Raw genomic sequence first — 20,900 nt, forward strand, 5'->3', positions numbered from 1 at the left:
CATTACTGGCCCCCTTTGTTTTCTCCGTGAAGCATCTCCTGATCGTGCCGCCGCTTGCCGCGGCCATCCTCTCGCCTGCCGCCCTCCGCGCCGATGAAGTCATCGACGGCGGTGAGGTCATCACCGTGCCCGGTTCCCACGCCACGCCGTGGCCGGTGACGGGCAATCTCCATGTGGGCAGCACCGGCGCGGGCACACTGGGCATCGGTGCCGGTGGCCAGGTCACCAGCCGGAATGGCTTCATCGGTCACTCGGCGGGGTCGGTGGGAAATGTGGGCGTCTCGGGCACGGACGCGCTGTGGCGGCTGACGCCGCCTTCCGGGACGATCGGCACGGACGGTCTCTATGTCGGCTACTCGGGGCAGGGCACGCTCGCGATCTCCGGCGGTGGCCGGGTGGAGATCCTGAATTCATCCGCGCACATCGGCTACAATGTCGCAGACGATGCAGCCGCGAAGGGCGAGGTGACCGTCACCGGAGCAGGATCGTCCTTCCACGCCGCGGCGCTCCTCACGGTGGGACGCATCGGGAATGGCAGCCTGACGATCTCGAATGGCGGGACGGTCACGAGCCAGACAGGCATCGTCGGCCAGCAGACGAGCGGCACCGGCTCGCTGCTGGTGACCGGCGCGGGGTCGAACTGGACCACGAGCACGATTTCCGTCGGCACGGAGGGGAGCAGCGTGCGGATCGCGGACAAGGGTAAGATCGACCTCACCGGCACCTATGTGCAGCTCGCGGGCAGCACCGTGGTCACCGGGGAGGGCAGTCTCCTGAAGGCGAACAACCTCCGCGTGAGCACCGGCTTCGTGCTGGAAAACGGCGCACGCATCGAGAGCCAGGCCGCGAGTCACGTGGGCTACGAGTCCGGGGCGGCCGCGGACCTGACCATCACTGGAGCGGGTTCCGAGTGGTCCAGCGTTTCGAGCATCACCGTCAGCCGGACCGGCGCGGGTGCCGATAGCTCGCTGACGGTGACCGATGGAGGTGCCGTCACGGTCGACGGGGGCACCGGCAGTATCATCCTGTCCGCCGGGAACAATACCACCGGCACGCTGAACATCGGCAACGGCGGCGCGGCGGGCATCGTGAACGCCGCGACCATCAGCGGTGCGACGTCTTCGCTCCGCACGGGCAAGGTGAACTTCAACCACACCGGCACCACCACCCTCTCCGCCAGCATCACCGGCAACAACATGAGCGTGACGACCTCCGGGCCGGGCACCTCCATCCTCACCGGCGACAGCACCTACCGCGGAGCCACCACGGTGGGCAATGGCAAGCTCGTCAACAACGGCTCGCTCGGCAACACCACCATCACCGTGATGGACAATGCCATCTATGGCGGCAGCGGCACGCACACCGGTGCGACCGTCATCGAGAGCGGCGGCACCTTCGCGCCGGGAGCCAGCATCGGCATCATGAATACGGGATCGCTGCACCTCATCGGCGGCGCGATCTACGAGTGGGAACTCGGCGATGCCACGGGCGCTGCAGGCACCGGCTGGGATACGGTGGAAGTCACGGGCGCGATGTCCTTTGCCTCGACCGAGGCGAATCCTTTCACGCTCACGCTGGAGAAGGCGGGAGCACTCACGAACTTCGATCCGCTGCAGAGCTATCAGTTCGTCATCGCGAATGCGGTCGGTGGCATCACCGGCTTCAACGAGGAGTTCGTGACGATCGACGCGAGCGCGATCCCCGAGTCGGGCACGGGTGCGTGGGCGCTCGGGCAGAGCGGGAATTCGCTGATCCTTTCCTACTCCGCGGTGCCGGAGCCATCGGCCGCCTTGCTCGGTGCGCTGGGCTTGCTCGCAGCCGTCCGCCGCCGCCGCGCCTGCTGAAAATCTTCACGCCACCCACGGAGGTCCGGACCCCGTCCGGCTGCCTCCCTGCCCGGCGTGGATCACTGGAAACACAAGTAAGACAAAACCAAACAAATGAATATCAGATCGATGCTTCATGCTCCGGCCCTTGCCGGTATCGTTTTTTGTTCGAGTTCGTTTCTGCTCCACGCCGGGACCATCCCGCTGACATCGACCATGGACGACCGCAGCGTCCTGGCGGAGGACTTCGCGACCGGCGGCTTCAGCCGGATCAACGGTGGCACGGGTGCTCCCGGCGACCGCGACGGCCTCTTCACCTGGAGCGGCTACACCGATCCTTCCAGCGTCACCATTCAGTCGACCAGCAGCCTGCTCGATGGCTATGCCGTGGGCACGGGCTGGGACCTCTTCCCGTATGAGACGGAGTTCCTGATCGGCAGCATCACGTATGACGATACGCTGGTGGACAACGTGGGAGTGGACGTGGTGCCGATCACGTCGATCGACCTCGGCGACCTGTGGGCACCCGGCTCCAGCACCACGGACATCTCCGATACCGCGCTGGACTTGTGGTTCTTCGACGGGCCGGTGTCGTTCTCCTTCGGCGCGCTGGATGCGAATGACACGGTGACCTTCACGAATGGAGTGCTCACTTCCATCAATCTCTCCATCACCGCGTCCTTCTCGGCATCGGTGTATGGGAACACGCCGACGTGGAACGGCACCTTCTCGATCTCCGGCGACGATGTCGCGCTGAGCATCGATGACACCGAGACCGTGAGCTACGGCATCTTCGCCGGTACGTCGCGCTTCATCGCGGATGTCTTCGGCACCGCGGACGAGGTGGGCGTTTACACCGACTGACCGCATTTCCCCCACCATCACCAGGGAGGGGCGACACGCGTGTCGCCCCTCCCGCTCCTCTTTCTCCATCCATCGCGCCCCCATGAAACCAAGCCTCCTTTTCTCCCCCCGCACGGATCTTCCGGCCATCCTGGTAGTCGGTCTCGCGGGGCTGCCGTCCATCACTTTCGCCGTCGATGAGGTCATCGACGGCTCGGCCATCGGTGTCCCGGGTGATCATGCCTCTCCCTGGGACATCGATGGCAAGCTCACCATCGGCGACACAGGCACGGGCACGCTGACCATCGGTCCCGGCGGCCAGGTCACCAGCATCACCGGCAGGCTGGGGAATGCGGCAGGCTCCACGGGAAATGCCACTGTCTCCGGCGCGGGCGCGTATTGGCACCTCACCGACGCGGCGAATGCGGTGGGGGAACACGGGCTCGTCGTTGGCAGGGCCGGCACGGGCACGCTCGCGATCTCGGGTGGCGGCGTGGTGGACTCGGACGGTTGGGTTTACATCGGCGGCTACAATGGCGGCACGGCAGCCACCACCGGCGCGGGCACCGTCACGGTGTCGGGTGCGGGGTCGCGGCTGGAGGCCGGGCTAGCCATCATTCTCGCAAGCAACGTGGGAAACACCGCCAGCCTGACCGTCTCGGAAGGCGGAGCGGTGAAGAGCTACCAGGGGCGACTGCAAAATGGCAGCACGGTCATGCTCACCGGCACGGGCACCCGGTGGGATCTCGACATCGGCATCAATGTGGTGGGCGCGGGCAGCCTCGCCACGGTGAAGGACGGCGCGATCCTGTCCTCCGGGGTCGGCTTGTCTTCAAACACGGGCGGCACCTTCGCGGTGAAGGCGGGTGGCACGGCGACCTTTGCCGGGACGATGCTCCATGACGGGAATCTCACCGTCGAAGGAGGCGGCAAGATCCACTTCACCGGTGCGGGTCAAAACATCCGCGTCGGCAACAGCGGAGGATCGGTCGGTGCGGTCACGATCACCGGCACAGGCTCCGAGTGGACGAGCGTCTCCGGCATCGCAATCGGTGCGAGTGGCAACCGCAACGCGATCTCCAACAACACGCTGACCATCGCCGATGGCGGCAAGGTCACGGTGGACGGCGGCGCTGGCAAGATCACCCTCGCGAGCTCGAACTACGTGAATGCCACGATGAACATCGGCAACGGTGGCGCGGCGGGCATCGTCTCGGCCTCGGAAGTCACCTCCGGCACCGGCCTGAACTCGACCGCGACGGTGAATTTCAACCACACCGGCACGACCACTTTCGCTGCAAACCTGACGGGCACGCGCCTCGCGGTGAACCAGACCGGCCCCGGAACGACCATCCTAACAGGAACGGGCAACAGCTATGGCATGGCGACTACGGTAAGCGCGGGCAAGCTGGTGAACAACAGCTCGCTCGGCAACACGGCCATCACCGTGATGAATAACGGCACCTACGGCGGCAATGGCACGCACATCGGCGGGATCACCGTCCAGAGCGGCGGGGCCTTCGCGCCGGGAGCTAGCATCGGCATCATGAATACGGGATCGCTGCACCTCATCGGCGGCGCGATCTATGAGTGGGAGATCGGTGATGCCGCGGGCGCTGCGGGCACGGGCTGGGACACGGTGGAAGTCGCGGGAGCGATGTCCTTTGCCTCGACCGAGGCGAGTCCTTTCACGCTCACGCTGGAGAAGGCGGGGGCGCTGACGAATTTCGATCCTCTGCAGAGCTATCAGTTCCTCATCGCGAGCGCGGTCGGTGGCATCACCGGCTTCAACGAGGACTTCGTGACGATCGACGCGAGCGCGATCCCCGAGTCGGGCACGGGCGCGTGGTCGCTCGGACAGAGCGGGAATTCGCTGATCCTCTCCTACTCCGCGGTGCCGGAGCCATCGGCGGCGCTGCTCGGTGCGCTGGGCCTGCTCGCCGTCGTCCGCCGTCGTCGCGCGTGCTGATCTTCCACCTATTCCACTTTATGAAATACCGATCCATCCTGCTCATCTCCCTGCTTGGTGCGGCGTCGTCGCTGCATGCCGCCACCGTCTCGCTTGCCTCGACGATGAGCGGGGACAGCTACATCTCCGAAGACGCGGCCACCGGCGGCTTCGGCATGATCCGTCTCGGCAATGGCTCGCTGGGCACGGCCGGAGCGAACACGGGCGATGCAGATGCCATCTACGACATCAACAATCTCGGCCAGGCGAATCCCGGCTCTCCGCTGGGGACGACCATCGATCTCTTCCCGCGCGAGACGAGCTTCCAGGTGGGCTCGCTTTCCTATGACGAGACCGGGCTCACCGGCGTGGGCACGGAGACCGTGGCGATCACGTCCTTTGACCTGAGCGCCTTCTGGACGTCCGATCCGGCCCGCACGAATGGAGCGCCCGGCGGCCCGCCGACGGTGATCAGCGACATCTCCGACCACGCGCTCGGGCTGTGGTTCTTCGATGCCCCTGGGGGCATCTCCTTCGGCAGCCTGGATGCGTCGGACACGCTGACCTTCACGAATGGCCAGCTCACGTCGATCAACCTGGCGATTCCCACGACCTTCACCGTGAACATCGGCACGGAACTCGCGTGGAGCGGGACCTTCTCCGTCACCGGCAACCAGATCGCGTATCTCATCAATGATGTGCAGGAGACCTTCATCGGGCCCTCGACGCTGACGGCGAATCTCACGGGCACCGTGAATGCGGTGGTGCCGGAGCCTGCCGTGACACTGCTCGGTTCGCTGGGTGCTCTCCTGCTGCTTCGCCGCCGCCGCTGCCGCTGAACCTCTATTTTCATGCATGCCTTTCCTGCCATCGCTTCGGCGATCCTCATGACGATGCCCTCGTCGTCGGGCCAGTCCCCCGCGGAGGAATCCGCGCCTGCATCCGCCACGGAGGCGGATGTCTTCGGGGACCTGCCGGCCGACGAAGGCGGGATGGAGATGCTCGGCGAGATGGTCGTCGAGTCCTCCAAGCTCGATGAGACCTTCGCCGAGACGCAGACATCCATCGGGCGGGTGAATGCGGAGCGGATCGACAACTCGCAGATCCGCGACGTGAACAGCGCGTATCGCCTGCTGGGGAACGTGAGGGCACCGCAATTCGTGGACGGCGGCTTCGTCATCCGCGGCATGAATTCCGAGGCACCGGATGCCGAAAACATCTCGGGCGACCAGGCGGCGCTCTCCACGATCTACGTGGACGGCGTGGCCCTGACCCAGCAGTCCGCGCGCCGCGGCCCGACGCGGGCGTGGGACGTGGCGACCATCGACGTGCTGCGCGGCCCGCAGTCCACGCTGCGCGGGAAGAACTCGCTCGCAGGCGCGGTCATCATCGAGACGAAGGACCCGGAGCCCGGCTACGGCGGGGCCTACCGCGCCACCTACGGCAGCCACGGCCTGCGCGAGCATGCAGCGATGCTGAATCTCGCGGTGACGGATGAATTCGCGTTGCGTTTCACCTTCGAGGACTCGGAGCGCGAGAGCTTCGTTACCTACCCGCTGCTGGTGAGCCAGCCGAGGTACGAGGACTTCCGTACTTCGGATTTCCTCCAGTTCCGCGCGAAGGCACTCTATCAACCTACGGCGAGTCCCTTCTCATCGAAGCTGACGTATGCCTACTCGGAGAGCTCGCCCGCGCTGAGCGATGTCTTCGGGCCGAATGCCGACCCGCGGGTGCCGTCGTTCTTCGACCGGCTGTGGCTGACGGGCTCCGGCACGCAGCAGATCCGCGATACCACGGGGCACCTGCTCTCGTGGGAAAACCGGCTGGAACTCACCGACCAACTGCGCCTCACCGCGCTGACCACCTGGGTGGATACCGACCTCGAGGTGGGCCAGGTGGACGGCGGGAAGGTCCGCGACGACAACGAGCTGGAATTCACCCAGGAGATCCGCGCGAATTGGGACGATACCTGGGGGAAGGCCGTGCTGGGCGCGTATTACTCGGAGAACGAGGGCACGAGCACGCAGTCGGACATTGACCGCCAGCGCCGCCATGCGGCCGTCTTCGGCGAGATCGATTGGCTGCTCGGCGAGCGCTGGCACCTCATCGGTGGCGGCCGGCTCTTCCACGAGGACTACCGCTTCTCCTCGAACTCCGGGACGACGAAGTCCTCGGAGACCGACTTCCTGCCGAAGCTCGGCGTGCGCTATGATTTCAATCCCGAGCACACGCTCGGCTTCACCTTCCAGCGCGGCTACCAGAGCGGCGGCTCGGGCATCGATCTCCAGTCGCCCTACCAATTCGACCCCTCGTCCACGAATCACTACGAGATCGCCTACCGCCGCGCGCTCTTCGGCGGCCGGGCGAGCCTGTCGGCAAATGCCTTCTACAGTGACTGGAAGGACCAGCAGGTGGTAATCCGCACGCTGGATCCGGCCACCTTCCAGGGCAGCGAGCGCGTCATCAATGCGGCGAATTCCACGCTCTACGGCGCGGAGATCGAGCTGCGGGCTCAGGCCACGGAGAGCGTGGAGCTCTTCGGCTCGCTCGGGCTACTGGACTCGCAGTACGACGACTTCGTCTATCGCGTGGATCCGGCGCTGACGGCGTCCGGCATCCCGGCGACGATGAATTTCGCGGGCTATGAATTCCCCGAGGCGGCACCGGTGACGGCATCGCTCGGCTTCACGTGGAAGCCGTGGAAGGGGATGTATCTCTCCGGCGACGTGAGCTACTCGGCGGCCTACTACAGCCCGGTGCTCTTCGCGCCACTCGGCGGCTCGACGGGCTTCCTGCCGATCCAGGTGCCGCAGGACGATACCGTGGAGATCGACTCCTTCATCACGGTGAATCTCCAGGCGGGCTATCGCTCCGAGCACTGGGAGGTGAGCCTCTTCGTGGAGAATCTCTTCGATGAGAACCACGTGGTGGGGAAGGTGCCCTTCACGTCGCTGGGTCCGGATGGCCCGGCCTTCCAGGACAACTTCCTCGCCACGGTGGGCGCGCCGCGGACCTACGGGGCGTCCTTCACCGTCCGCTTCTAACAGCCAGTCCCGTCCCGTCATGTCCAGGCTCCCGCTCACCCTCGCCCTCCTGACCCTGCCGCTGCATGCGGCGCAGGTCACCATCCCGCTGACTGGCACCGGTGCCTCCGAGGCGAACGGGAACGGCCACGCCTTCGTGATCCCGGACCTCGACGGGCTGACCGTGAATCCGGACGGCACGGTGAACTACAACCCGCTGACGTATCCGCCGCCGCCCTTCAATCCGACTCTCGCCACACCATCGAACCAACTGCCCGCACCCGGGCCGAACGAGGTCTTCGACATCGGCGACCTGACCTACAATGACTCGCTGATCACGCGGCAGGGCACGGAATACATCGCGCCGCAGTCGCTGGGTATCCTGCTGGACCTGGAGCTCTACTCGGATGCCTGCGGCTACGAGCTGGACGTGCGGCCACCGACGCTGCCGAGCCAGGTCATCGTGGTGAAAAACTTCACCGGGCCGGGTCTGAAACTCGTGAACGGCACGCCGGTGCGGCTGGACTTCGCCGCCGAGATCACCTTCCAGCCCACCTACAAGAGCCCGCAGACCGGCCAGCACTCCTACCTCACCTCGCAGCCCTACCGCGGGCGGCTGGTGGTGGAGAATGGCACCTTCCGCTTCGACCTCGCGGACAATTCCGTGAACTACTACATCGGTGCGACGAACGTCCACATGGAGTTCGACCTCATTGCCACCATCGCGTCGCTGTCCGAGGCGGAGCCGCCCGCACCGCTGGTGATGCCGACGCTGGGCATCGGCGTGGCGGGCGGGAATGTCACGCTGACGCCGGTCTTCCCTGCTGCCACCACGCGGCGCTTCATCTTCGAGGCCAGCCCGTCGCTGGCCGGCGGCTGGCAGGATCTGGGGAGCCAGTTTGACTCCGCGTCCGCCGTGCCGCTGGTGGTCCCTCTCGCGCCGCCCGCCCGTTTCTTCCGCATCCGCTCCATCGAGCCCTGACCGAGACATCCAGCAGCGAACCTGCCTTCGAGCGGAAGAATCTCTTCCAGCTCGCGTGGCCGCTTTTCCTTTTTTCCGCCCTGTCCATCGGCGCGACCTTCGTGGACCAGATGATCCTGAGCGCCTACCAGCAAAACCTGGCGGCTGCGGTGAGCCTGGGGAACCAAGTACTAGGGGTGGCGTACGATCTCTCCGGGCTGCTGGCCATCGGCGGACTGGTGCTGGTGGCCCAGTGCCTCGGCCGTGGGGATACCCCGGGTGCGCGGCGCATCGGCGGCATCTCCATCGCGGTGAATACCCTGCTGAATGTGGCGATCTCGCTGGTGCTTTTCATCGGCGCGTCGTCCTTCGTCGGGTGGGTGGACACGCCTGCCGAGCTGGTGGCGGACACCACGAGCTACGTCCGCGTCATCGGTGTCGCGATGATCCTGAACGGCTTCATCACCGTGGCGGCGTCGGTGCTCCGGGCCTTCGGCCACACCATCGAGATCCTCGTCTTCGGCATCGTGGGAAATGTGATCTACCTCGCGCTGGAGTATGCGATGGTCTTCGGGCGGTGGGGCTTTCCGGAGATGGGCGTGCAGGGGGCGTCGCTGTCCACGCTGATCGTGCGGATCGCCGGCGCGGCGATGTTTGCGTGGGCACTGACCCGTCGGCTCGGCTTCTCCGCCGGGTGGGCTGGCATGGGGCGGCTGTGGCATGGACTGCGCGACCGCGAGGCGATCCGGCGGCTCTTCCATCTGTCAGTGCCGGGTGCGAGCGACAATTTCGCCTACAATCTCTTCCAGCTCACGATGGTGAAATTCGTCGCGTCGCTCGGCACCTCCGCCGTGCTGGTGCGGAGCTACACACTCACGATCAATGCGCTGCTTTCGCTCGTAGTCGTGGCCGTGACGCAGGCGAATGAAACGCTGATCGGCTACGACAAGGGCGCTGAGGATCACGCGACCGCGCGCCGCCGCGCCGTGCGGACCACCATCGGCACGGCGCTCGCGGTGATGGTCCTGTCGGGCGTGCTGTATGCCTTCGCCGAACCCTTGACGCGACTCTTCACACAGGACGAGGCGGTCATCCGCGGGGTGAAGACGTTGCTGCTCGCGGGTATCGCGCTCGAGCCCTTCGCCGCAGGGATCGTCATCCTGCTCGGCTCGTTGCGGTCGGTGGGGGATGCGGTGGTGCCGGTGGTCTTCAGCATCGCGGTGACGTGGCTGCTCGGCGCGCCGCTAGCGTGGTATCTCATGAAGCACACCGGGCTGGGCGTCACCGGCCTGTGGATCGCTCTCGCCATCGCGGAGTGCGTGAAGTGCACCGGCCTCTTCGTGCGCTGGCAGCGGATGAAGTGGGCGGCGCGACCGGCCCTCGTCACCTCGTGAAATGAAAAGGAAATCCCTGCTGCGCATGTTCCAGTGGCTCTCCACCCTCGCGCTCGCCTCCTGCGGACTGCACCGCGACGAGGCCTCCGCCATGCGCTCGCTGCAGGCTCCGGCATTCTTCATCGCGACGGCTGGAGAAGACTCCGCGCCGGAGATCCGCGTGGCGGGGCATGCCGACTGGGAGGAAGCTGAGCCCGCCACCGCGGACATGCATTTCCGCATCGGCAGCGTGACAAAGCTCTTCGTCGGCACGCTCGTCCTGATCCTCCATGACGAGGGAAAGCTCGATGTGGACGCGCCCATTTCACACCATGTGAAGGGCGTGCCGGGTGGGGACAAGATCACGCTGAAGCAACTCGCCAATCACACGAGCGGGCTGCCGAACTCGATCTCCAGTCGCGAGTTCCAGCAGGCGATCACCGACGATCCAGCTCGCGTGTGGACCGCCGGGGAGATCCTGAAGTTCGCCTTCGCGCAGCAACCGTCCTTCGAGCCCGGCACCTCCTGGGAGTATAGTAATACGAACACGGTGCTGCTTGCCATGGCCGCCGAGGAGGCGACGGGGAAGACGTGGGCGGTGCTGCTGGAGGAGAAGATTTTCCGTCCGCTCGGCATGAAGCACACCGGCGTGCCTGCAAAGGGAGAGTTGCCCGATCCACACCCGCGCGGCTACCGGCATGGCCGCCCCGGTCGCCCGATCGGCTATGGCAAGGTCCGCTTCGACGTGAGCGGCTACAATGCCTCGTGGGCGAATGCGGCGGGCGATCTCCACTCGACCATCGGCGACCTGCAGCGCGCGGTGGTGCCGCTGTGTCGCGGCAGCCTGCTCCGCGAGGAATCGCGCCGACTTCTCCACGAGTGGCAGGAGACCGGGACGCGCGGGTATCGCTACGGCTTCTGCATCGAGTCGTGGGACGGCTTGATCGGCCATCGCGGCGACGTGCCCGGCTATCAGGCGGTGATCGCGGTGGACGAGAAGAGCGGACGGAGCTTCGGCATCGCGGCGAATCTTTCGAACACCTCTGGCGGGAAGAGCCCGGCGAGTGAGTTGCTGCGGTGGCTGTCGCGTTGAGCGCGGGCGGGCCTCAGCGCCTGCTGCCGGATTCGCTGCCGGGGGCAGCGGGGAGGAAGACGACAACGGCCTGTGCGATGGAGCTGAGGATGATGAGGCCGACGCGTATCGTGGCGTCCTCAGCCGGTGCCTTGATGAAGCAGTAGAGGTAGAAGCCGAAGACGAGCGCGACGACCGGGCCGCACACCGCGCGAGCGGCCCGCCGCCTGCCGAGGCGGAAGAGGAAGGCACCGGCCAGCATCGCGATGCCGAGCACGAGGCAGAACCAAAGCGCATTCGGCTTGTAGGCGCGCTGCACGATGCCGGGCAGCAGGCCGGTCCAGATGAGGTGCAGGGCGTAGAGGACGGTGAAGATCCAGCGGTAAACCATGATGCCGATAGCTACCGCATCGGGCGCTTGTTTCAATCATCGGATCGGCTGGCGTTCGCTTGCTTCGGGTGATGGCAGGTTGTCGCGGGTGGCGGGAATGGGAATCCATCGCCAGAAATTGGCACGGCATCGCTAGCGCGCGCGGCGGCCCTTCGGGATCGTTTGCCCGCGTCCGCCATCTGCATGTGGTGGAGCAGATCGGGCCATGCATCGGAATATCGCAGGAGAAGAAACATCGGAGGCCGTGTCCTTCCCCGGGGTGGGACGGGTGCTCCGTCTGAGGAAGGATTGGGAGGCGCTGGCCGCACTGCTCCCGGAGCTGCGCACGTCCGCGACCATCTACCGCTCGCCGCACGTGCTGCTGTGCCGGGTGGGTCGCTTTGGGCGGCTGCAATTTTCGCCCGGCTGCGCGCATCGCATGGAGGGCGTGCAGGGGGACTCGCTGCGCATGGAGAAATGGAGCGAGGCCTTCTGGCACGTCGAGGAGCGGAATGGCGAGAGCTGCCCGTGCGTGGAGATCGCGGACGAGCGCGGCCGCGGATTCCTGAAGCTCTGCTACCGTGGCATGGAGGAGGCGGAGGAAGACCTCGCGCTCCTGGAGCCGCTGATCGAGTCCGAGGGCGACGGCTGGGACCTGCTGCACCTGCGCCGGGCAAATGCACTCGACTGCGGATGCCTCGACCGCGGCCTGCGCAAGAAGGGCAAGTGGCTCTGGAATCACCTCGAGCGCATCTTCCAGGAGGCCCGCGAGAAGGGCGTGGCTCCGGGCATGATCCTGCCGCACGACCCCGCCACCACCTGGGACGAACTGCGGCCGGAGGAGATCTCGCGCCATGGCTGCTGGATGAGCGTGGCGCAGGCCGGGCAGTGCCTGCACGTGCGACCCTCGTTTTTCCACCGCGTGCAATTCGTGGGGCACGGGGAGCGGCCGGTGCTGCTCTTCGCCGACCAGCACGGGGAGATCGTGCTGACACTCATCGAGCCCGAGGGCTGCCGGATGGACAGCATCGCGGCACTTGGAAAGGAAATCGCCAGACGCTCATGAACAAGATACACATTATCTTCGGCTCGCAGACCGGCATGGCGGTGGATGCGGCCATCGAGGCGGGCAAGGCCCTGAAGGCCGCAGGCCATGAAGTGGAGTCCATCGACCTCGCGCATCACAAGACCGCCGACTTCCTCCGTGGCTGCACCGTGGTGCTGGCCGTGGTGAGCACGTGGGGCGATGGCGAGCCGCCGGATGACGCGCTGCCCTTCTACGAGAGCCTGCGGAAGGCATGCCCGCTCGGCTACGGGCACATGCGCTTCAGCGTGCTGGCGCTGGGGGACAGCCGCTATGATCTCTTCTGCGAGGCGGGAAAGGAACTCGAGCGCGAGCTGCTGCGCCATGGTGCGGAGTCGCTTTCGCCGCGCGTGGACTGCGACGATGGCTATGACGAGGGCCTCGCCGGATGGATGGCGCAGGTGCTCCCGATGCTAGATCCCGTGGCGGCGGTGGCCGGCGGCTTCCGCGATTGATCCGATGGCCGGGGACAAGCACGTCGTCATCATCGGTGCGGGATTCGGCGGGCTCTCCTGCGCGCGCCATCTCGCAGGCAGGCCGGGCATCCGCGTGACCATCGTGGACCGGCGGAATCACCATCTCTTCCAGCCGCTGCTCTATCAGGTCGCGACGTCCACGCTGACGGCACCGGACATTTCGCGATCCATCCGCACCATCTTCGACCGGGATGAAAACATCGCCGTGCTCTACGAGCATGTGGAGTCGGTGGATCTCGCGACGCGTTCCTTGACGATGGCCAGCGGGGGAAGGCTGGAGTTCGACAAGCTGGTCATCGCCACCGGATCGCGCGCGAGCTTCTTCGGCAATGAGGCGTGGGCTCCGCACGTGCTGCAGCTCAAGTCGCTGAGCGATGCCTTCGAGATCCGCAAGCGCGTGCTGAGGAATCTGGAGCTGGCGGACCGCGCCGAGCCGGAGCGCCAGGCGGTGCTGGGCTGCGTGGTCATCATCGGCGGCGGTCCCACTGGCGTGGAGCTGGCGGGTGCCTTCTCGGATCTCATCCAGCGCACCATGCGGCGCAGCTACCGCGGCTACGACACGCGGCGGCAGCGGATCATTCTGCTGGAGGCGCGGGATCGCCTGCTTGGCACCTTTGATCGTGCGCAATCGGACTACGCACGGCGCAGGCTGGAGAAGCTGGGCGTGACGGTGCGGCTCGGCGCGATGGTCTCCGGCATCGAGGATCAGCGGGTGACGCTGGCGGACGGCGAGGTGCTGGAAGCAGGGGCCATCATCTGGACTGCGGGCGTGGAGGCCACCGCGCTGACGCGCACGCTCGGAGTGGGACTGACGCGTGCCGGCCTCATCCAGGTGGAGGAGGATCTCTCCCTGCCCGGCCATCCGGATGCCTACGCGATCGGCGATACGGCCGCCGCGATGACGCCGGACGCGCGTCCCGTTCCGGGCGTGGCCCCCGCCGCCGTGCAGGCGGGCAAGCACGTGGGACAGCAGATCCTGAGAGGCACGCGCGAGCCCTTCCGCTATCTCGACAAGGGCAGCATGGCCATCATCGGGAAGAATGCCGCGGTGGTGGATGCCGCGGGCATGCGGCTCCACGGCTGGCCCGCATGGTTGATCTGGCTGCTCGTTCACGTGCTTTTCCTCGCGGGCTTCCGCAGCAAGTCCGGCGTGCTCGTTTCGTGGTTCTGGGCCTACATCCACGACAAGCCGGGCTCGCGGGTCTTCACCACGGCGAGCGACGACGAGCCGGGGGGCGTGAGTTGACGTACGGAGCTCGTAGTATTATTGGCGACCCTCATTCAGCGGGCTCGATGCCCTTCAGCGTCGAGAAGCTGATGCGGCGCATCGTGTCGAGGAACTCCGTCATGTAAACCGACGAGGCATTCTCGGTGGTGGTGGCAGCGTAGAGATTCGCGAAAAGACCGGACTTCCGGATGGGGCGGGAGACGACGTAGCTCTTCTCAAGGTATGGCTGCACGGCCCAGCCGGGCATGGCGGCGATGGCGCGGTGGCTGGCGACGAGCTGGAGGATGGCCACGGTCAGCTCGGTCTTCCGCCGCGGCGGCTCCACGCCCGCGGGTCCGAGCACCTCGCGGATCACGTCGATGCGGTCGTCCGGGATGGGGTACGTGACCAGCGTTTCCTTAGCGAAATCGCGCGCGGTGAGGTAGGGCTTGTTCGTGAAGGGGTGGTTCCGCGCAAGCAGGGCCAGCACCTCGTAGCGGAAGAGCGGGTGGAAGGTGACACCGGCGCGCGGGCGTGCCTGCGAGACGATGACTAGGTCGGCCACGTCCTCGGCAAGCAGGCCCACGGGGTCCGGCTGGAATCCGGCGACGAGGTCCATTTCCACCTCCGGCCATCCCTCGCGGAAGGCATCCATGCTGGGCATGAGCCAGTCGAAGCAGGAGTGGCACTCCACGGCGATGCGGAGCTGGCCGGACTGCCCGCCGGCGATGCGGGCGACATCGCGCTCGCACTGCATCACCAGCTTCTCCACCTCGTAGGCGGTGGTCAGCAGGCGGTCCCCGGCACGGCTGAGACGCAGGGGATTGCTCTTCCGCTGGAAGAGCTCCGTGCCCACGTGGTCCTCGAGGGCCTTCATCTGGTGGGAGAGCGCTGGCTGGGAGAGATTCAGGCGCTTGCCCGCCTTCGAGATGCTTCCCGTTTCGGCGATGGCGACGATGGATCTGAGGTGACGCAGCTCGAGCATGTGGGAGGAATGATCATTCGGATGGCGAATGACGATCATAAAAACAATGAGCTACCTGCATGATGCTCCCGGTCGCTACGGTGGCGGGAGCATGTCAAACATCCGCACGCACATCCTGGGCTACCCGCGCATCGGCGAGCAGCGCGAACTTAAGAAGGCCACCGAGCTCTACTGGAAGGGCGAGATCCCGCGAGCGGCGCTGGAGGCGATCGGCAAGGACCTGCGCAAGCGCAACTGGCAGAAGCAGGCCGCCGCGGGCATCGACCTGGTGCCGTGCAATGACTTCTCCTTCTACGATCAGGTGCTGGATGCCGCGTGCCTCTTCGGCAACGTACCGCCGCGCTTCACGTGGGACGGCGGCAGCGCGGGGCTCGACCTGCGCTTCCAGATCGCGCGCGGTGCCCGCGAGGTGAAGAAGGATGACGGCTCCTGCTGCGGCGGTAGCTGCGGCACCGGCACGGGGGAGACCAGCGGTGGCTTCGCCGGGGAGATGACGAAGTGGTTCGACACGAACTACCACTACATCGTGCCGGAGTTCCGCGCGGACACGAAGTTCAAGCTCTCCGACACGAAGATCTTCAATGAATTCCACGAGGCGAAAGCGCTGGGCCTGAATCCGAAGCCCGTGCTCGTCGGTCCGGTGAGCTACCTGACGCTGGGCAAGGTGCAGGATGCCGACCATGCGGACTTCAACCGCTACGACCTGCTGGAGCGCCTGCTGCCGGTGTATGAGGACATCCTCGCCCGTCTGGCGGCGGAGGGCGCGGAGTGGATCCAGCTAGACGAGCCGGTGCTGGCGCTGGACCTGGATGCGGAGCAGAAGGCATGCTTTGCCGCGAGCTATGAACGCCTCGCGAAAGCGGCGGGCACGGCAAAGCTACTGGTGGCATCGTACTTCGGCGAGCTGCGGGACAATCTCCCACTCTTCCTCGGTTTGCCGGTCGCGGCGCTGCACTACGATGCGGTGCGCTGCGCTGCGGAGGTGGAAAAGCTTCTGGCATCATTCCCGGCGGACAAGATCCTCTCGCTGGGCGTGATCGACGGGCGGAACATCTGGAAGAACGACTTCGACGCCTCGCTCGGCCTGCTGGAGCAGGCGAAGCAAAAGCTGGGAGCAGAGCGCCTGTGGGTGTCCGCCTCGTGCTCGCTGCTGCACACGCCGGTGACGCTGGCATCCGAGAAGAAGCTGGATGCAGAGGTGAAGGATTGGCTCGCCTTTGCGGATGAGAAGCTCGCGGAGATTTCCACGCTCGCCGCGCTGCTCTCGGGCACGGGTGACGAGGCTGCACTGGAGGCGAACCGCGCGAGCCAGAAGCGCCGCCGCGAAAGCCCGCGCATCCACAATCCCGCCGTGAAGGCACGCGTGGCCGCAGTGACAGCCGCGGACGGTCAGCGCGCCTCCGCCTTCCCGCAGCGCCAGCAGGTGCAGCGCGAGAAGCTGAAGCTGCCGCTTTTCCCGACGACCTCCATCGGCTCCTTCCCGCAGACGGCGGAGGTGCGCGCCGCCCGCGCGAAGTGGAAGAAGGGCGCGCTGAGCGATGCCGACTACGATGCCTTCTTGAAGGAAGAGACGCGCAAGTGCGTGGAGTGGCAGGACGAGATCGGCATCGACATGCCGGTGCACGGCGAGTTCGAGCGGAATGACATGGTGGAATACTTCGGCGAGCAGCTCGACGGCTACGTCTTCAGCCAGAATGGCTGGGTGCAGTCGTATGGTTCGCGCTGCGTGAAGCCGCCGATCCTCTTCGGGGACATCACGCGCCCGCGCCCGATGACGGTGGAGTGGACGACCTTTGCCCAATCGGTAACGAAGAATCCGATGAAGGGGATGCTGACCGGGCCGGTGACCATCCTGAACTGGTCATTCGTCCGCGATGACCAGCCGCGCGCGGTCTCCTGCAAGCAGCTCGCGCTGGCCATCCGCGACGAGGTGCTGGACCTGGAGAAGGCAGGCGTGCGCGTCATCCAGATCGACGAGGCGGCGCTGCGCGAGGGCCTGCCGCTGCGGCGCTCGGAGTGGCAGGAGTATCTGGACTGGGCGGTGGAGTCGTTCCGCATCACGGCCAGCGGCGTGCGGGACGAGACACAGATCCACACGCACATGTGCTACTCGGAATTCAATGACATCATTGCCGCCATCGCGGACATGGATGCGGACGTCATCACCATCGAGACCTCGCGGTCGAACATGGAGCTGCTGGATGCCTTCGTGGAATTCCAGTATCCGAACGAGATCGGGCCGGGTGTCTATGACATCCACTCGCCGCGCATCCCGACGGTGGAGCAGATGGAGCGCCTGATCCAGAAGGCCGGCGCGGTGATCCCGCAGGGGAACCTGTGGGTGAATCCGGACTGCGGCCTGAAGACCCGCGGCTGGGCCGAGGTGAAGCCCGCACTGGTGAAGATGGTGGAGGCCGCACGCCGCCTGCGCGTGGCAGCCGGGGCCGAGGCCGCCGTGTGAGAAAAGAAACCATTCACCTGAGAACTATCTAACAGATCGCCATGCACATCCGTGACATCCTCTCCGGCCCCGGGCCGAAGTTTTCCTTCGAATACTTCCCGCCGAAGTCGCCGGAAGCGGCGGAGTCGCTCTTCCGCACCATCACGGAGCTGCAGCGGTGTGATCCTGCATTCGTATCCGTCACCTACGGTGCGGGCGGCACCACCCGTGGAGCGACCCACGGGCTGGTGCTGCGCCTGCTGCAGGAGACGCGGGTGAATGCCATCCCGCACCTGACGTGTGTGGGCCACACGGAGGCGGAGATCTCCTCGCTGCTGGAGAGCTACGCCGTCGCGGGCGTGTCGAATATCCTCGCGCTGCGCGGTGATCCGCCGAAGAGCGGGGGAGGGGCGAAGGGCGACTTTCCCTACGCTGCTGACCTGGTGGGCTTCATCCGTCGCTTCTCGGAGAGGCACGGCCATGACTTCGGCATCGGTGTCGCGGGCTTCCCGGAGGGCCATCCGGGCACGCCGAACCGGATGCTCGAGATCGATCACCTGAAGGCGAAGGTGGATGCCGGCGCGGACTACATCTGCACGCAGATGTTCTTCCACAATGGCGACTTCTATGACTTCCGCGACCGCTGCGAGCTGGCGGGCGTGCGGGTGCCCATCCTGGCGGGCATCATGCCGGTGACGAGCCTCGCGGGGCTGAACCGCATGTCTGAGCTGGCGGCCGGGGCGCGCTTCCCGGCGCGGCTGCTGCGCCTGCTCGCCCGGGCAAACGGGGACGACGCGGTGGTGCGCCGTATCGGAGTCCACTACGCGACCACCCAGTGCGCGGACCTGCTGGACCATGAGGTGGCGGGCATTCATCTCTACACGCTGAACCAATCGTCCGCGACGGTGGAGATCTTCCACAGCCTCGGCCTGCGCAGCCCGGAGGCGGCGGTATCCTGATCCCTGCGACCCATTTCAAATTCTTCCGCAACCCATGCACGACATCGAATCCCAAGACCCCGAGGTCTTCTCCGCCATCCGCGCGGAGGAGCAGCGCCAGCGCAATCACATTGAGCTGATCGCTTCCGAGAATTTCACCTCCGCCGCCGTGATGAAGGCGCAGGGGTCTCACCTGACGAACAAGTATGCCGAGGGCTACCCGGGCCGCCGCTGGTATGGCGGGTGCGAGCACGTGGATGTGATCGAGCAGCTCGCGCTGGACCGCGTGAAGCAGCTCTTCGGCGCGGAGCATGCGAATGTGCAGCCGCACTCCGGCTCACAGGCGAATGCGGCGGTTTACTTCTCGGTGCTGGAGCCGGGCGACAAGATCTTCACGATGGATCTGGCGCACGGCGGTCACTTGACCCACGGGCACAAGGCGAATTTCTCCGGGAAATTCTACGACGTCACGCACTACGGTGTCAGCCCGGATGACGAGCGGATCGACTACGACGAGCTGGAGAAAACCGCGAAGGCACTGAAGCCGAAGCTGATCACGGCGGGTGCATCCGCCTATCCGCGGGAGATCGACTTCGAGAGGATCGGCCGGATCGCGAGGGAGGCCGGTGCGTTTCTCTTCGTGGACATGGCGCACATCGCCGGGCTGGTGGCGGCAGGCGTGCATCCGAGCCCGGTGCCGCACGCGGACTTCGTCACGACCACGACGCACAAGTCGCTGCGCGGCCCGCGCGGCGGGGTAGTGCTATGCAAGTCGGAGTTCGCGAAGAAGATCGACGCGCTCGTTTTCCCCGGCGTGCAGGGTGGTCCGCTGATGCATGTCATCGCGGCGAAGGCGGTGTGCTTCCGCGAGGCACTCCAGCCGGATTTCCGCGCGTATGCGGAGCAAGTCGTGAAGAATGCCCGCTCGCTCGCCGCCCGCCTGGCGACACACGGATATCGCATCGTCTCCGGCGGCACGGACAATCACCTGCTGCTCGTTGACCTCCGGCCGCACGGTCTCAATGGCTCCGATGCCTCCCTCGCACTCGACGAGGCAGGTATCACCGTGAACAAGAATGGCATCCCCTTTGACACCGGCAGTCCGATGAAGCCCAGCGGAATCCGCATCGGCACGCCCGCCGTGACCACGCGCGGGATGAAGGAAGCCGATGTGGAAAAAGTCGCCGACTTCATCCACCGCGCGCTGCAGGTGAAAAAGACCGATGCAGCAGCGCTCGGCGCGATACGGGAAGAGGTCTTCGCCTTCAACAAGGCATTCCCCTTGCCGGGGTCGGCGCTGTGATAGTTATCTTGATCGGCGGAGCCGGGAGCGCTGGCTTTAGCCGGCTTGGAAAGTTGGCGAAGCTATTCCCAGAGCCGGTCCCACCTCCCTCCCACCAGTTGCAGAGACACAGAGCGAAAGCGGCGCGTCATCTCACTTCGCATGTCCGGCGCCCCCACCTTCCAAGCCGGCTAAAGCCAGCATTCCCGGCTGCGCCGAGCTTGGATCCATGGTTTTGGCTCAGCCATGAAACATCGTTGGCATGTGATTCCGACTTCGGCCATGATGGCGGGACATGCCACGTTTTCTCGATCTGCTCGCCCGATGGCGGAAGGAGCCCCTTATCACCGCCGCGCTGTTGCTCATCGCGGGCGGGTTGTGGGGATTCATGGAAATTTCCGAAGCGGTGGGCGAGGGTGAGACCCATGCGTGGGATGAGGCCGTCCTGCTTTCACTGCGCGAGCCGGGAAATCTATCCGATCCCATCGGCTCCAGCCGCATCGAGGAGATGGGCCGGGACCTCACCGCGCTGGGCGGCTTCACGATTCTAACAGGACTGACTCTGGCCTCCATCGGCATCGCGCTCTTCCTGCGAAAGCCCCGGATCGCGGCGCTCATCGCGATCTCCATCACCACCGCTTCGTTCCTCACGAGCCTGCTGAAGCAGGGCTTTGACCGGCCTCGGCCGGACTTGGTGCCGCACGGGACGGTGGTGACAAATGCCAGCTTTCCCAGCGGCCACTCGATGATGGCGGCGGTGGTTTACCTCACGCTCGGCATGCTGCTGGCGCGCACCCAGCCTGGCCGTGCCTTCCGCGTCTATCTCATCGCTCTCTCCGTGGTGGTCACATTGCTGGTGGGCACCAGCCGCGTGTATCTGGGCGTGCACTGGCCGTCGGACGTTCTCGCCGGGTGGACGCTGGGTGCGGCGTGGGCGTTGCTCTTCGGGCTCATCGCGATCCGGATCGATCGCCCATGATCGCCGGTTTCTTTTTTTCCGCCGCCGTCATGCTGCGGTCATCTTCGCGTGGTCTAGGTCTCGTGTCCGGCGGGCATGTCGTCCTGCCGGGCC

General features: G+C 65.8%; 17 protein-coding genes. 15 read left to right on the forward strand and 2 right to left on the reverse strand.

What is annotated here, in order from left to right; all coding sequences use genetic code 11:
* Positions 1 to 26: 26 nt before the first annotated feature.
* The 8 genes from OKA04_RS12545 to OKA04_RS12580 all read left to right on the forward strand — a co-directional run bounded on the left by OKA04_RS12545 (position 27) and on the right by OKA04_RS12580 (position 11,067).
* Positions 27 to 1,844, forward strand: a complete 1,818-nt coding sequence (locus OKA04_RS12545) for a beta strand repeat-containing protein (RefSeq protein ID WP_264501514.1) — start codon at positions 27 to 29, stop codon at positions 1,842 to 1,844.
* A gap of 198 nt (positions 1,845 to 2,042) precedes the next feature.
* Entirely contained in the window at positions 2,043 to 2,690 is a 648-nt protein-coding gene (locus OKA04_RS12550) for a hypothetical protein (RefSeq protein WP_264501515.1), read from the forward strand.
* 82 nt (positions 2,691 to 2,772) lie between these two features.
* A complete protein-coding gene (locus OKA04_RS12555) occupies positions 2,773 to 4,638 on the forward strand; it encodes a beta strand repeat-containing protein (protein ID WP_264501516.1) in 1,866 nt (621 codons plus the stop codon).
* Between the two features lie 20 nt (positions 4,639 to 4,658).
* The gene (locus OKA04_RS12560; protein WP_264501517.1) at positions 4,659 to 5,456 is read left to right on the forward strand and encodes a hypothetical protein; all 798 of its coding nucleotides are present in this window, start codon (positions 4,659 to 4,661) and stop codon (positions 5,454 to 5,456) included.
* Between the two features lie 12 nt (positions 5,457 to 5,468).
* A complete protein-coding gene (locus tag OKA04_RS12565; protein ID WP_264501518.1) occupies positions 5,469 to 7,661 on the forward strand; it encodes a TonB-dependent receptor in 2,193 nt (730 codons plus the stop codon).
* A 19-nt stretch (positions 7,662 to 7,680) separates the two neighbouring features.
* Complete coding sequence (locus OKA04_RS12570) at positions 7,681 to 8,622, forward strand: hypothetical protein (protein ID WP_264501519.1); 942 nt, start codon at positions 7,681 to 7,683, stop codon at positions 8,620 to 8,622.
* A complete protein-coding gene (locus OKA04_RS12575; protein WP_264501692.1) occupies positions 8,619 to 9,995 on the forward strand; it encodes an MATE family efflux transporter in 1,377 nt (458 codons plus the stop codon). The genes OKA04_RS12570 and OKA04_RS12575 overlap by 4 nt, the downstream gene beginning before the upstream one ends.
* 1 nt (position 9,996) lies before the next feature.
* Positions 9,997 to 11,067: a serine hydrolase domain-containing protein gene (locus tag OKA04_RS12580; protein WP_264501520.1), complete on the forward strand. Its 1,071-nt coding sequence runs from the start codon at positions 9,997 to 9,999 to the stop codon at positions 11,065 to 11,067.
* Positions 11,068 to 11,080: 13 nt separating this feature from the next.
* Here the strand turns inward: OKA04_RS12580 and OKA04_RS12585 are convergent, their stop codons facing one another.
* Complete coding sequence (locus OKA04_RS12585) at positions 11,081 to 11,473, reverse strand: hypothetical protein (RefSeq protein ID WP_264501521.1); 393 nt, start codon at positions 11,471 to 11,473, stop codon at positions 11,081 to 11,083.
* 169 nt (positions 11,474 to 11,642) lie between these two features.
* Here OKA04_RS12585 and OKA04_RS12590 point away from each other — a divergent pair, with 169 nt between their 5' ends.
* The 3 genes from OKA04_RS12590 to OKA04_RS12600 are packed head-to-tail and all read left to right on the forward strand — an operon-like array spanning position 11,643 to position 14,222.
* Entirely contained in the window at positions 11,643 to 12,482 is an 840-nt protein-coding gene (locus OKA04_RS12590) for a hypothetical protein (RefSeq protein ID WP_264501522.1), read from the forward strand.
* Positions 12,479 to 12,955 (forward strand): flavodoxin domain-containing protein, encoded by a 477-nt coding sequence (locus tag OKA04_RS12595; RefSeq protein WP_264501523.1) that lies wholly within the window; start codon positions 12,479 to 12,481, stop codon positions 12,953 to 12,955. Before OKA04_RS12590 ends, OKA04_RS12595 begins: the two co-directional genes overlap by 4 nt.
* A gap of 4 nt (positions 12,956 to 12,959) precedes the next feature.
* Positions 12,960 to 14,222 carry an NAD(P)/FAD-dependent oxidoreductase gene (locus OKA04_RS12600; RefSeq protein ID WP_264501524.1) on the forward strand — a complete coding sequence of 421 codons (1,263 nt, stop codon included), beginning with the start codon at positions 12,960 to 12,962 and terminating at the stop codon, positions 14,220 to 14,222.
* A gap of 31 nt (positions 14,223 to 14,253) precedes the next feature.
* Here OKA04_RS12600 and OKA04_RS12605 read toward each other — a convergent pair whose 3' ends face one another.
* On the reverse strand, positions 14,254 to 15,168 hold the full coding sequence (locus tag OKA04_RS12605; RefSeq protein WP_264501525.1) for a LysR family transcriptional regulator: 915 nt from the start codon (positions 15,166 to 15,168) through the stop codon (positions 14,254 to 14,256).
* A 46-nt stretch (positions 15,169 to 15,214) separates the two neighbouring features.
* On the opposite strand from OKA04_RS12605, the gene metE reads away from it, so the two are divergent.
* The 4 genes from metE (at position 15,215) to OKA04_RS12625 (ending at position 20,807) form a co-directional block, all read left to right on the forward strand.
* Complete coding sequence (gene metE / locus OKA04_RS12610; RefSeq protein ID WP_264501526.1) at positions 15,215 to 17,629, forward strand: 5-methyltetrahydropteroyltriglutamate--homocysteine S-methyltransferase; 2,415 nt, start codon at positions 15,215 to 15,217, stop codon at positions 17,627 to 17,629.
* 41 nt (positions 17,630 to 17,670) lie between these two features.
* Positions 17,671 to 18,567, forward strand: coding sequence for a methylenetetrahydrofolate reductase [NAD(P)H] (gene metF, locus OKA04_RS12615; RefSeq protein ID WP_264501527.1), 897 nt, complete (start codon positions 17,671 to 17,673; stop codon positions 18,565 to 18,567).
* A gap of 34 nt (positions 18,568 to 18,601) precedes the next feature.
* Positions 18,602 to 19,849, forward strand: coding sequence for a serine hydroxymethyltransferase (gene glyA / locus OKA04_RS12620; protein WP_264501528.1), 1,248 nt, complete (start codon positions 18,602 to 18,604; stop codon positions 19,847 to 19,849).
* Positions 19,850 to 20,123: 274 nt separating this feature from the next.
* A complete protein-coding gene (locus tag OKA04_RS12625; RefSeq protein ID WP_264501529.1) occupies positions 20,124 to 20,807 on the forward strand; it encodes a phosphatase PAP2 family protein in 684 nt (227 codons plus the stop codon).
* Positions 20,808 to 20,900: the final 93 nt, after the last annotated feature.

It is taken from the genome of Luteolibacter flavescens (assembly GCF_025950085.1).
Lineage (GTDB): Bacteria > Verrucomicrobiota > Verrucomicrobiia > Verrucomicrobiales > Akkermansiaceae > Haloferula > Haloferula flavescens.